The following is a 2166-nucleotide window of genomic DNA, read 5'->3' as shown; positions in this document are numbered from 1 at the left end:
GTGCCCTTCTATTCGATCAAGGGTTCGCCGGTCAACGAGACCCCGCTGGGCCTGTTCGACGCCGCCGAAGACGGCGAGATTCTCGAAAAGGAATACGGCATCCCGCGGCGCTACCTGCAGCGCATCCTGTCACCCTGGGCCGTGAAGCGGCTCGAAGAGTTCGGCGGCGACATCCGCAAGTTCCAGGTCGTCAAGCGCTACCCCTCGGTGCTGCGCCAGGTCGCGGTCGCCAAGACCGAGCCCGGCGACGAGAACAACCAGGACATCTCCTCGCTGGTCGGCAAGATCGACATCCGCAAGCTCGAGGACTACGCCCAGGACGACCCGGACGCCTACGCCTACTCCGGCGGCCTGTGCCTGGCGAACCAAGGCCTGCTCGAGTTCGTCGAGATGTTCAAGGCGCCGATCAAGGTGCTGCATCCGCTGCTGACGGCCACCCAGGAAGGCAACTTCAAGGGCACCGAGGGCTTCGGCGCGATTCCGTTCGACGGCATCGTGCTGGCGCACAGCAACGAGAGCGAGTGGAAGGCGTTCCGCAATAACAAGAACAACGAGGCCTTCCTCGACCGCATCTACATCGTCAAGGTGCCCTACTGCCTGCGGGTCTCCGAGGAGATCAAGATCTACGAGAAGCTGGTGCGCAACTCGTCGCTGTCGGCGGCGCCATGCGCCCCCGGAACGCTGCGCATGATGGCCCAGTTCTCGGTGCTGACGCGGCTCAAGGAACCCGAGAACTCGAGCATCTTCAGCAAGATGCAGATCTACGACGGCGACAACCTCAAGGACACCGATCCCAAGGCCAAGTCGATGCAGGAGTACCGCGACTACGCGGGCGTCGACGAAGGCATGAGCGGCACCTCGACCCGCTTCGCCTTCAAGATCATCTCGAAGGTCTTCAACTTCGACAGCAGCGAGGTGGCGGCGAACCCGGTGCACCTGATGTACGTGCTCGAGCAGCAGATCGAACGCGAGCAGTTCGCGCCCGAGACCGAGCAGAAGTACCTCTCGTACATCAAAGAGCTGATGGCGCCGCGCTACGCGGAGTTCATCGGCAAGGAGATCCAGACCGCCTACCTCGAAAGCTATTCGGAGTATGGCCAGAACATCTTCGACCGCTACGTGACCTACGCCGACTACTGGATCCAGGACCAGGAGTACCGCGACCAGGACACCGGCGAGGTGTTCGACCGCGGCTCGCTCAACGCCGAACTCGAGAAGATCGAGAAGCCCGCGGGCATCAGCAACCCGAAGGACTTCCGCAACGAGATCGTCAACTTCGTGCTGCGCGCGCGGGCCGGCAATGCCGGCAAGAACCCGCTGTGGACCAGCTACGAGAAGCTGCGCACGGTGATCGAGAAGAAGATGTTCTCGAACACCGAGGAGCTGCTGCCGGTCATCAGCTTCAACGCCAAGAGCAGCGCCGACGAGATGAAGAAGCACGAGGACTTCGTCAACCGGATGGTCCAGAAGGGCTATACGGCCAAGCAGGTTCGCCTGCTGTGCGAGTGGTATTTGCGGGTTCGCAAGAGTTCATGATGAACTGAAGGAGTTCTGTCCGTGGCCATGCTGCAGCAGATCATCGACCGTCGGTTGTCGGGCAAGAACAAGTCCATCGGCAACCGCGAACGTTTCCTGCGGCGCTATCGCGAGCAGATCGGCGAGGCCGTGCGCCGCGCGGTCAGCGGGCGTGGCATCCGCGACCTCGAACAGGGCGAGGACATCACGCTGCCCAAGCGCGACGTCTCCGAGCCCGTGTTCGGGCACGGCCAGGGCGGCGACCGCGAGTACGTGCATCCGGGCAACAAGGAATACGTCAAGGGCGACCGCATCGAGCGGCCGCAGGGCGGTGGTGGCTCGGGCAGCGGCTCGCAGGCCGGCGACGGCGAAGGCGGCGAGGACGACTTCGTCTTCAGCCTGACCAAGGAGGAGTTCATGCGGGTGTTCTTCGAGGACCTCGCCCTGCCCCACCTGGTCCGCACCCAGCTGGCCGAGGTGCCCGAGTGGAAGAGCCACCGCGCCGGCTTCGTCAGCGACGGCAATCCGAGCAACCTGCACGTGGTGCGCTCGATGCGCGGTGCACTCGCCAGGCGCATCGCACTGGGCGGCGACTCGCGGCGCGAGATCCGCGAACTCGAGGCGCACCTGCTGCACCTGCAGCGCAGCCCG

2 protein-coding genes are annotated in these 2166 nt (G+C 64.0%); both read left to right on the top strand.

The window, feature by feature from the left end; translation table 11 throughout:
- The coding region (locus AC1DY5_RS52550) for a PrkA family serine protein kinase (RefSeq protein ID WP_478122169.1) at nucleotides 1-1536 on the top strand (1536 nt) is incomplete at its 5' end.
- 27 nt (nucleotides 1537-1563) lie between these two features.
- On the top strand, nucleotides 1564-2166 hold a 603-nt coding region (locus AC1DY5_RS52545; protein WP_478122170.1), incomplete at its 3' end, for a DUF444 family protein.

This window comes from Variovorax sp. P4_D9 (genome assembly GCF_056401695.1).
Note: the sequence above shows the minus strand (reverse complement) of the source record. Positions and strands in the feature narration are given on the sequence as shown.